14 protein-coding genes are annotated in these 8,921 nt (G+C 68.8%); 4 read left to right on the top strand and 10 right to left on the bottom strand.

Going from position 1 to position 8,921, the window contains the following annotated elements:
- From SK571_RS44615 to SK571_RS44605, 3 genes are all read right to left on the bottom strand, one after another.
- Positions 1–431, bottom strand: a 431-nt coding sequence (locus SK571_RS44615) for a universal stress protein (protein ID WP_319990168.1), incomplete at its 3' end; no start/stop codon positions are given.
- 73 nt (positions 432–504) lie between these two features.
- Entirely contained in the window at positions 505–1,065 is a 561-nt protein-coding gene (locus SK571_RS44610; protein ID WP_319990167.1) for a CBS domain-containing protein, read from the bottom strand.
- 76 nt (positions 1,066–1,141) lie between these two features.
- On the bottom strand, positions 1,142–2,047 hold the full coding sequence (locus SK571_RS44605; RefSeq protein ID WP_319990166.1) for a universal stress protein: 906 nt from the start codon (positions 2,045–2,047) through the stop codon (positions 1,142–1,144).
- 146 nt (positions 2,048–2,193) lie between these two features.
- On the opposite strand from SK571_RS44605, the gene SK571_RS44600 reads away from it, so the two are divergent.
- Complete coding sequence (locus SK571_RS44600; protein ID WP_319990165.1) at positions 2,194–2,331, top strand: hypothetical protein; 138 nt, start codon at positions 2,194–2,196, stop codon at positions 2,329–2,331.
- Here SK571_RS44600 and SK571_RS44595 read toward each other — a convergent pair.
- Entirely contained in the window at positions 2,328–3,443 is a 1,116-nt protein-coding gene (locus tag SK571_RS44595) for a lycopene cyclase family protein (protein WP_319990164.1), read from the bottom strand. The two genes, SK571_RS44600 and SK571_RS44595, sit on opposite strands and share 4 nt — an antisense overlap.
- A 346-nt stretch (positions 3,444–3,789) precedes the next feature.
- On the opposite strand from SK571_RS44595, the gene SK571_RS44590 reads away from it, so the two are divergent.
- Entirely contained in the window at positions 3,790–4,149 is a 360-nt protein-coding gene (locus SK571_RS44590; protein ID WP_319990163.1) for a hypothetical protein, read from the top strand.
- 43 nt (positions 4,150–4,192) lie between these two features.
- A complete protein-coding gene (locus tag SK571_RS44585; RefSeq protein WP_319990162.1) occupies positions 4,193–5,080 on the top strand; it encodes a universal stress protein in 888 nt (295 codons plus the stop codon).
- 113 nt (positions 5,081–5,193) lie between these two features.
- Here SK571_RS44585 and SK571_RS44580 read toward each other — a convergent pair whose 3' ends face one another.
- From SK571_RS44580 to SK571_RS44555, 6 genes are all read right to left on the bottom strand, one after another.
- Positions 5,194–5,322, bottom strand: a complete 129-nt coding sequence (locus tag SK571_RS44580) for a hypothetical protein (RefSeq protein ID WP_319990161.1) — start codon at positions 5,320–5,322, stop codon at positions 5,194–5,196.
- A gap of 8 nt (positions 5,323–5,330) precedes the next feature.
- A complete protein-coding gene (locus SK571_RS44575) occupies positions 5,331–5,636 on the bottom strand; it encodes a hypothetical protein (RefSeq protein ID WP_319990160.1) in 306 nt (101 codons plus the stop codon).
- On the bottom strand, positions 5,633–5,995 hold the full coding sequence (locus SK571_RS44570) for a hypothetical protein (protein WP_319990159.1): 363 nt from the start codon (positions 5,993–5,995) through the stop codon (positions 5,633–5,635). The genes SK571_RS44575 and SK571_RS44570 overlap by 4 nt, the downstream gene beginning before the upstream one ends.
- A gap of 28 nt (positions 5,996–6,023) precedes the next feature.
- Positions 6,024–6,239 (bottom strand): DUF2933 domain-containing protein, encoded by a 216-nt coding sequence (locus tag SK571_RS44565; RefSeq protein ID WP_319990158.1) that lies wholly within the window; start codon positions 6,237–6,239, stop codon positions 6,024–6,026.
- A 247-nt stretch (positions 6,240–6,486) separates the two neighbouring features.
- Entirely contained in the window at positions 6,487–7,011 is a 525-nt protein-coding gene (locus tag SK571_RS44560; RefSeq protein WP_319990157.1) for a DUF6239 family natural product biosynthesis protein, read from the bottom strand.
- A 1-nt stretch (position 7,012) separates the two neighbouring features.
- On the bottom strand, positions 7,013–7,567 hold the full coding sequence (locus SK571_RS44555; RefSeq protein WP_319990156.1) for a hypothetical protein: 555 nt from the start codon (positions 7,565–7,567) through the stop codon (positions 7,013–7,015).
- Between the two features lie 180 nt (positions 7,568–7,747).
- Between SK571_RS44555 and SK571_RS44550 the strand changes: the two genes are divergently transcribed.
- Positions 7,748–8,920: an acyl-CoA dehydrogenase family protein gene (locus tag SK571_RS44550; RefSeq protein WP_319990155.1), complete on the top strand. Its 1,173-nt coding sequence runs from the start codon at positions 7,748–7,750 to the stop codon at positions 8,918–8,920.
- Position 8,921 lies beyond the last annotated feature (1 nt).

Raw genomic sequence — 8,921 nt, 5'->3', positions numbered from 1 at the left:
GGCGCCTTGATCACGACGACGGGACAGCTCGCGTGGTGCACGCAGTAGGCGCTCACCGAGCCCAGGAGCAGCTCGGCCACCGCGCTGCGGCCGCGGTTGCCCACCACGAGCATCCGGGCATCGCGGGACATCTCGACGAGCAACTTCTTCGCGTCGCCCTCGATGAGGATCCGGCGCAGCTCCACGTCACCGACCTCCGCCGTGGCAGCATCGAGCGCGGACCGGTTCGCTGCCTCGATGCTCGCCGCGTCCAGTCCGGAAGCGACCGCCTCAGGCGCCATCATCACGCCGTAGTCCATGTGCCACACGGAGACGGCGTCGATCGTGCAGTCGTGCCGGCGCGCCTCCTCGACCGCCCACCGAAGTGCTGCCGCACCGCCCGCGGACCCGTCGACACCGACCACGATCGGTCGAAGTTCGTTGTCGCTCATGTACTTCAGCGTCGCGGGCCGAGCGCGTGGTGGTCAGTGGCCGGAGGCCTGGCCGCCTCGGGACCTTCGTCCTTCAGCTGGCCAACTGCGTTCCCCGCACGCCGGGCACCGTGCGAACGAGCGCTTCGACCACCTTGCGTTCGGCCTGGTCGGAGAACGGCCCGGAGACGCTCACCTCGCCCTCCCGCACCGAAACCGTCCAGCGCGGACCGCCGCTGTACGCCCGCAGTGCCGCCTCCACCCGCGCCCCCAGAACAGCGTCGACCGGGGTGAGGATGCGCAGCAGGTCGCTGCGGCTCACCACCCCTACGAGCACCTGTCCTTCCGCCACGATCGGCAGGCACCGCAGCCGCTGCGACAGCATGGTCGCCGTCAGCTCCGCGGGGGTGGCTGTGACGGGCGCGCTGATCACGGATCCGCGCATCACCCGCGCGACCGGGGAGTTGGCGGTCTCCGGAGACATTCCCGCCAGCAACAGGTCGGCACCGGAGACGATTCCGACCAGCCTGCCCTCGTCGTCGACCACCGGCAGGGCGGAGAACCCGTGGTCGCCCAGCATCGCGCTCGCCGCGCGGACCGTGGTACCAGGGTTCACCGACACCGCCGGACTGGACATCACATCTGCTGCGTTCATACTGCTGAGCGTCTGCCTGGCGATGCTGCTTCGGCAGTGCGGTTGGCCACGCCTGCGAGGTGACGTTGGTCCTGGGTCACTTCGGCGGGCGGACGATCGCCAGCGGGCACGGGGCGTGGTGCACGAGAGCCTGGCTGGTCGAGCCGAGCAGCATGCCCGCGAAGCCACCGTGTCCATGACTGCCGACGACCAGCAACTGCGCCTCGGCCCCGTAGCGCATCAGGGCACGCGCCGGCCGATCGCGCAGCACCACCCGGCGCACCTCGACGTCGGGGTACTTCTCCTGCCACCCGGCGAGCCGTTGCGCGAGCAGCCTGCGTTCGTCCTCCTCGACCTGCGCCCAGTCGATCGCGATGCGCGAGACGTGGTAGGCGCTGTCGACGGTGAAGTCCTGCGAGGTCATGAGCGCGGTCAGCGCCACGCCGCGCGTCGAGGCCGCTTCGAACGCGAACGCCAGCGCCGCCTCGCTCGTCGGTGAACCGTCCACGCCCACCACGACGGGGCCGTCGGGTACCGCCATGCCACGCACCACGACCACCGGGCTGTGGCCGTGGGCAGCGAGCGCGACAGCCGTCGAGCCGACGAGCAGGCCGGTGACCGTGCCGAGCCCGCGCGAGCCGACCACGACGAGCCGTGCCTTTCTCGACTCCTCGATGAGCAAACCCGCCGCGCCGCAACACAACACCTCGGTCGTGATCTTCACGTCCGGCGCCGCAGCGCGTGCGGTCGCCGCAGCCTCGGTCAGCCAGTCGCGGGCCTGCTGCTCGATCGCGTGGCGCGCCTCGGTGGCGTTGATCAGCATCTCGGGGTAGCCGCTGGCCGGCAGCATGAAGCCGTGCACCAGCCGCAGTGGCACGTGGTGCCGCGCGCATTCGGCCGCGGCCCAGCCGACCGCGGCAAGGGCGGAAGCCGAGCCGTCGACGCCCACCACGATCGGGGCGGACGGTGATCTGGTGGTGTCACTGCCGGAAGTTCCTCGCATGCACCCACCATTCGCCCGGTGGCGTGGCCTGTGCAGAGCGGACCTGCCCACACCGTCCAGGCCCTTGGACCCTGCTCGGCACCCGCGCCGACGCACGAGGCTCGACCTGTCGCGTTCAACCGCCCTGACGACTCGAGGAGCGTCCGATGCACTGGTACGACAGCAACGCAGCGGGCTTGGAAGGGTTCATGGCGGCCGTTCTCATGTTGCTGCTGTGGGCCGCTCTCACCGTCGGGGCAACGATCATCGTGGTGTGGTGGCACGAGACGCACCACCGGCCCTAGCGGGCGAGGCGGTGCCGCGCGGCCGCGAGGTAGGTCGCCGCAGGCATGCCGGCGAACAGCCGCAACTCCTGCGGCACAGTGGTTTCCTCGTCGAGGAACCGCAACGCGGGTTCCGCCGTGCGATGTCGGAACAGTGCACCGAACGCCCGCTCCAGCTGTGCCGGCTCGCGGGTCACGACGTCGAGCAGCACACCGTCGAACAGCCGGAACCGCGGTGGTGCCTCCTGCAGGTCGAACGGGTGACCGTGCCGGCGCATCGACTCCGCGATCGCCGCGCTGTCCCGCTGCACGCGCTGGTAGGCAAAGCCCGTCGACGCTTTCAGCAGCCCGCCTTGTGTGCCGATCGTCAACACGTGCTCGTGGCTACGCGACGGTTGTGCGGCGCGCAAAGGCAGGACCGCGTGCTCCTCCCGATCGATCTCGTGCTCGCCGACACCAGCGACCTCCATGAGGTACTCGGTGAGTGCCTCGCGCTGAGTCGTCTCGTCATGGGGCATGCCCGGAGCGACGAACGCCGTGTGCTCGACCAGCGCGTGATGAGCGTCCTCGGGCAGGACGTAGACGAAGCTCGCCCCGGACACCTGAGGTGTGCGGAAGTCGAACAACGTCGGAATCTCGGCGTCGAACACGGCGCGCTCGCTCGACACCCGCCAGCCGCGGAAGACGAGCTGGGCGTCCAGGGGCGGTTCCTCGTCGGTGCCGATCACGCTGTCGAACACCCACCTGGCCCGCATGAAGTGCCCGTCCACGACCAGCCCACCGTCAGCGACGCCGTCGACGTGTCCGCGCTGGAACGTGAAGTGCTTCAGGGGGTCGGTGTACCTGTGCACCACCGCGGCGAGGTCCCCACCGCGCACGACCCGGTAGCGGTAACGCCCCAGCCCCAGCACCGTCGTCCGGCCGTTCACGTGCACGCGGATCTTGTCGAACCAGCGGCTGGCGGCTGCGTCGAGCAGACCAGGTCTCGAACTCCAGGACGCCCACGTCATGTTCCCCAGCGGACGAGTGCCGTCGTCTACCACGACCACGGGATGCCGGTGATCCGCGACAGCGAGATGCGCCGCGAGACTCAGCCCGCTCATCCCTCCACCGGCGATCACGATGCGCGTCATACCCACACCTTCATCACCGATCCACCGCGTGGGAACGGCATTGCGCCCACCAACATGAGGACCTTCGTCCCTGCGGGCAGCAGCGTTCGTCCCGGCTGAGTCGAACGGTCCCGAGACGACAGGTCCGGAGTCCCTGGCCCGGGGTCGAGGACGACCGCATGGTTGAGGTTGTGACTGTTCATCTTCCCCGGCAACGCCGCGGTGGCACGGCGCAAGCAGCAATCGAGAACGTGCGGCTGAAAGACAGGAGGTCACCGTGACCAGTACTGCGCCAAGGATCTCTCGGGCAACGGCGCGTCGAGGCAGCTACCTCGCCGGCGCGCTGGCCGACGTCACACTGCTTGTGTTGATCAACGTGTCACCGGGGTGGCGAGCCGTCCCGGTGCTGACCGAAGCGGCAGCCGCACTGGTGATCGTGGTGAACACCGCCCTGGCCGTCGCACTGGTGGTCAACCTGCTCTGCCTGGTTCGGCCCCGGCGGCCGCTCACCGCGGTGGGTGACGTGGTCAGCACGGCCGCGGGGCTGGTCGTGCTGATCCGGACAGCCCACGTGTTCCCCTTCACCTTCACGGACCCGACCACCGACTGGGCCACCGTCGTGCGCCTGACACTCGTCTCGATCACCGTCGTCGTGTCCATCGCGCTGCTGGTGCAGTTCGTGGTGCTGATGCGGATCTTGGTGTTCGAAGAGGAGACCCGCGGCTGACATGGACTTGCGCGGTCAGGAACGAACCGAGTTGAGGGAGGCGATGACCGTGACCAGGCCGGTGGTCGTGGGACTGGACGGATCGAAGTCGGCGACGCGCGCGGTGCGATGGGCAGCGGAGGAAGCGGTCCGGCGCAACACCGGGCTCGTGATCACGCACTCCTGCGCGCTGCTTCCGGCACGCACACTCGACGTGATCGCCCCTGCCGAGTCCTATGCCGACGGTGTCCTCGAAGAAAGCCGGCAGTGGCTCACCGAAGCGGCGGGCGCGGCGCGGAAGGCGGCCCCTCAGGTCGAGGTCAAGACCGAACTGGCCGCCGGTGACGCGGCTGAACAACTGATCGGCCGATCCACGTCAGCGGGCCTGCTGGTGCTGGGTTCACACGGCCGAGGAGGATTCGCCGGTCTGCTCGCAGGTTCGACCGCGGTCGCCGTGACGACGCACGCACACTGCCCGGTCGTCGTGGTTCGCAACACCGACGCAGACCCGGCCTCCGATGCGCCCGTCGTCGTGGGGCTGGACGGATCACCCGCCAGCTACGCGGCTCTGGACATCGCGTTCGAGGCCGCCGCATTGCGCCGTGTGCCTTTGCGCGCCGTGCGGACGTGGTGGGACCTCACCGCCGAAACCGCATGGCAACGCGGGCTGACGGCAACGAACCTCGCGTCGATCGAGGCCGCGGAGCACCGGTTGCTGGCCGAACAGGTCGCAGCTCGCTCAGCCGCGCATCCCGATGTGCCGGTGCAGCAGATCCTCACTCGCGACCGTCCCGCACACACCTTGATCAAGCAGTCCGCGCACGCGCAGCTGATCGTGGTCGGCACGCGAGGGCGCGGCGGCTTCCGCGGTCTGCTGCTCGGGTCGACCAGCCAGGCGCTGATCCACCACGCGCACTGCCCGGTCAGCGTGGTTCCGTTGACACAACGGTGATCGCACCGCCGAACGAGCCAGACGACTCGCCACAAGGCCCTCTGTCCCTGCACCCTTCACCGCCGACAGCGCAACGTTGAAGGATGAAAACCCAACTCGCCGCGCGCGACATCTCAGGTGACAGCCGGTAGACGTAGCCGTTTGAGCGCGAGTGCGTTCACCGCGACGATGACGCTCGAGCCGGACATCGAGAGCGCCGCGATCTCGGGGCGGAGCATCAACCCGAATGCCGGCTCGAACACGCCGGCGGCTATCGGCAGGGCACCAGGTCTGCGATGTGGTGGGCGCAGCAGACCACCATGCCGGCCGCGGAGGCTCCCGCGCCGCCACCGGTGGCGGCGCGCACGTCGGTGTGCAGCCGCTTGCGTCTGCGGAGCCCGGCGAAAAGTCCGATCTGCGCGCCGAATCCGCCGACGATCAGCACGAGCCAGGGCCAGTCCTCGGCCGTCTGCCCACCGAGGTGCGCCAGGCCACCCGCGAAGCCGACGACCAGCGCGTAGAACGCCGAGAGAGCAAGGGCTCCGATGACTCCGGCGCGCACGGCGTTCCCGCTCATCGCGACCTCTTCACACGCTCAGCCGGCGCCACGCGCAATCTGGGCAGAAATGCTGGAGTACGTGCGGCATGGACGGTCCGCTGTTCGCCGAACCGTTTCGGCACTTCGCGTTCCTCATCGTGCGCGAGCCGCGCGTCGTACTGCGGATGCCGCTCCCGCGCGTACGGGCCTGCTGCGGCAAGCCGGTGCTCCGCGGCTGCCTGGTACAGCCGAACCCATGACGCGCAGATCAACCAGAAGCCACCGGCGATCGCCAGATGGCCTGCGAGCCGGAAAGGGCTCAGGTGCGGATCACCGGTCCAGCCCGCCAGGTCGTTCCACAGATGCCCGCCCGCGGTGAACAGCGCGGTGTTCAGCACGACCAGCGGCCACAGCCCGTACGCGGCGTCAGCCATCGCGAGGGCCGGCGGTGTGGTGGTCGTCCTCCTGCTTGTCAGACCCACCGTGGCCGCCGTGCCCCCCCATCATGAACATCATCATCAGGGGGCAGGCCAGCACGAACAGTCCGAACAACATCGTCTGGAGGGGAACTCCGGCAAGGGCGAGACCGGCGATCAGGATCGCGAGTGCGATCGCGTACAGCCCGAGGTGTTGACGCTTCACGACGTCCTCCTCTGCTACCTGGACGTCTCGAGCATCGTCGCTCGTACGCGTGGTCAGCAGGGCAGCCCGTCGCGACCGGAGAGGTCCGAAGGTCCCGTCCGACAGAGGGACTTGGCTACTACCTCGTTTAGGAGACATCTAGCCGCAGGCCTGGAAGAGTGGCCGCTTGCTGTCTGGCCTGCGCCACCGGCGGCGCTGACCACTTCTGGCGGCTGTCGACCAAAGGGGAGCAACTGCCGGTCGCCCTCTACAGCCAGCCACCCGACGCCGCCACCGTTCCGGTGAACGCCACCACCGACAGGGCGAGAGTTCCGGCCGTCAGTCGCAACACGACCCGGCCCGCACGTGACCTCGGCACGCAGAACGTCAGCCAGGACACGGCGGTCAGCGCCGCGAGGTAGCCACCGGACTGGTCGACCGTCGCCCACAGCAACGCCGTCGTGGTCGCGGCGGCCACGAGACACGGCGCCACCGGCACCACCCGCGCGATCAGGTGCGGGGCACGCCACCAGACCACGAACGGGACGATGCCCGCGGCGAGCAGGAGGACGATCGCCTGTGGCGGCAGTGCGAGTGAGGGGTACAACAGCATCGCCACGAGGAACGTGGTCGTCGACGCGCCCGTCACCAGCAGTGCGTCGACCCGGCGCGGCGGTGGCGTCACGATCCGCATGAGAGCGAACCCCGCCACCGCCGGGACCGAGAGGTAACCGATCAGGTAGAGCAGCACCGGCCCGAACACCACCGGCACCGTCGAGCCGTGGTCGTGCACGTCAGGCCGCCGCGCCGACCGCGCAGGAGCAGCGCATCTCGGCCCGGTCCTGAGCGGACGGCCGCAGGTGGAAGTACATCGCGACCACCATCGGGACGAACACGACCAGGTTGTAGAACAGGTGCAGCTCGACGCGCGGCAGCACCAGCTGCAGAATGCTGATCGGCACCGGACCACCGAGCAGGTTCCGTCCGGTCAACGCCTGGACCAGCAGCAGCAAATGCTCGAAGTGGTGCCAGAACTGGATCCACAACGCGATTTTCCACCATTTCTTCGCGCGCCCGGTGAAACCCGGAGCAAGCGCGAAGAATCCGACGAGCATGATGACCGCGTATCCGTAGTGCATCCATTCGGACGTGACCAGCCACGGAATCCACAGGCCGAGCACGCCGCCCGCCTGGGGACGCGGCCAGCCCAGCACGAACACCTGGATCGCCTGCACGATGTGCTCGGCCCAGTGCGCGATCACCACGAACAGGAAGACGTTGAGCGCGAGTCGGTGCCAGCGGTCGTTGAGTGAGCCGGGCGCCGACGACGCCCCGGCGTGAGTTGTCATGCATGAGCTCCATCCGGGAGGCGACGGGCCAGCCGGACGTTACTGGGCGTCCCGCGGGCGTCCTTCTTCCAGATTGCGCAAGTTCCGCGACCAATTCTGCAATCCAAGAGAAGCGCTCGGCGGTGCGTTAATGCCAGAGTAATCGAGCGGGACATCCACCCACACTTTCCGGAGGACAGGTTGAACTCCCAGTCGCGCACGGAATTCGTGCAGAACGCCTCGAAACTCGTTCCGCTGCTGCAGTCGCACGCGTTGTGGCATGAGGAGAACCGCCGCCTTCACGACGACGTGGTGGGCGCCCTGACCGAGGCCGGCGCCTACCGGATGCGGGTGCCCACCCGGTACGGCGGCCTGGAGACCGACGCGGGCACGACGTTCGAGACGATCGGCCAGCTCGCACTCGGCGACGGATCGACCGCCTGGAACGTGGCGGTGAACGCGGTCAGCTGCTGGCTCGCCGGCCTCTTCCCGGACGCCGTGCAGGACGAGGTGTTCGCCGACCCGGACTCGCGGGTGTGCTCGGTGCTCAGCCCGACAGCGATGGCGACCCCGGTCGACGGCGGCGTCACCATCAAGGGCGGCTGGCAGTTCGTCAGCAACGCTCTTCACAGCAAGTGGCAGGTCGTGCTGGCGATGGGGCCGACTCCGGACGGCAGCAGCATGTGGCCGTTGATGGCCGTCGTGCCGATGAGCGATCTCGGGATCGTGGACGACTGGCACCCGTACGGCCTGCGCGGCACGGGCAGCGTCACGACCGTGGCGGACGACGTGTTCGTTCCCGCCGAACGCGTGCTGCCGCTGATCCTGGTGCTGCAGGGCCAGTACGCCTCGCAGGCCAACGCGGGTTCGCCGATGTTCCGCGCTCCGCTGATGGTCACGGGCTCGGCGACGTTCACCGGCGCGGCCATCGGCCTCGCCAACGCGGCCAAGGAGAACTTCTTCGACCGCCTGCCCAACCGCAAGATCACCTACACGAAGTACGAGAGCCAGCGCGAGGCACCGATCACGCACCTCCAGGTCGCCGAGGCCGCCATGAAGATCGACGAGGCGACGTTCCAGGCCACCCGGCTCGCCGAGCACATCGACGCACGGCAGGCCGACGAACCGTGGTCCGTGCACGAGCGTGCCCGCGCGAGGGTCGCCCTCGGCCGCGTGTTCGACCTCTCGAAGCAGGCGGTGGAGGTGCTGGCCACCGCGAGTGGCGGTTCATCGCTCTACAACACCGTGCCCATCCAACGGATTCTGCGCGACGTCCAGGCCCTCAACATGCACGCGCTCATGCACCCCAACACCAACTACGAGTTGTACGGGCGAGTGCTCTGCGGCCTCGAACCGAACACGGACTACCTCTGAT

This window comes from Lentzea kristufekii (assembly GCF_033949925.1).
Lineage (GTDB): Bacteria > Actinomycetota > Actinomycetes > Mycobacteriales > Pseudonocardiaceae > Lentzea > Lentzea kristufekii.
The sequence above is the reverse complement of the archived record's forward strand: the minus strand, read 5'-3'. Positions and strand labels throughout refer to the sequence as shown.

What these genes read in the sequence shown, in the direction of transcription:
- SK571_RS44585 (WP_319990162.1), top strand. Translation starts at nt 4,193, where the DNA reads ATGACCGTGACCAGGCCGGTGGTCGTGGGACTGGACGGATCGAAGTCG.
- SK571_RS44605 (WP_319990166.1), bottom strand. Translation starts at nt 2,047, where the DNA reads ATGCGAGGAACTTCCGGCAGTGACACCACCAGATCACCGTCCGCCCCG.
- SK571_RS44555 (WP_319990156.1), bottom strand. Translation starts at nt 7,567, where the DNA reads ATGACAACTCACGCCGGGGCGTCGTCGGCGCCCGGCTCACTCAACGAC.
- SK571_RS44595 (WP_319990164.1), bottom strand. Translation starts at nt 3,443, where the DNA reads ATGACGCGCATCGTGATCGCCGGTGGAGGGATGAGCGGGCTGAGTCTC.
- SK571_RS44600 (WP_319990165.1), top strand. Translation starts at nt 2,194, where the DNA reads ATGCACTGGTACGACAGCAACGCAGCGGGCTTGGAAGGGTTCATGGCG.
- SK571_RS44575 (WP_319990160.1), bottom strand. Translation starts at nt 5,636, where the DNA reads ATGAGCGGGAACGCCGTGCGCGCCGGAGTCATCGGAGCCCTTGCTCTC.
- SK571_RS44610 (WP_319990167.1), bottom strand. Translation starts at nt 1,065, where the DNA reads ATGAACGCAGCAGATGTGATGTCCAGTCCGGCGGTGTCGGTGAACCCT.